The organism is Vibrio hepatarius (assembly GCF_001274785.1).
In the GTDB taxonomy this organism is placed as follows: domain Bacteria; phylum Pseudomonadota; class Gammaproteobacteria; order Enterobacterales; family Vibrionaceae; genus Vibrio; species Vibrio hepatarius.
Window position 1 is genome coordinate 1 of sequence record NZ_LHPI01000040.1, and the last position, 257, is coordinate 257.

At 45.5% G+C, this 257-nt stretch carries 1 tRNA gene; it reads left to right on the forward strand.

Going from position 1 to position 257, the window contains the following annotated elements:
- Positions 1–49: 49 nt before the first annotated feature.
- A tRNA-Val gene (locus AKJ31_RS21720) sits at positions 50–125 on the forward strand.
- Positions 126–257: the final 132 nt, after the last annotated feature.

Genomic DNA, 257 nt, shown 5'->3' on the forward strand with positions numbered 1-257 from the left:
AATCCTGCACGACCCACCATTCTTCTCCACGAAGAATCAAAACTTATGTGGGCGATTAGCTCAGTTGGGAGAGCACCTGCCTTACAAGCAGGGGGTCACTGGTTCGAGCCCGGTATCGCCCACCATTCTCTAAGTATTTTTGGATTTGAATTTCCAAACCACTTCAGTAAAACGTACGTGGTTGGGTTTTCTGCCGCTGAAAAAGCTTAGAAAATGGTCTTCTTCGGAAGCATCATGCTCTTTAACAATTTGGAAAG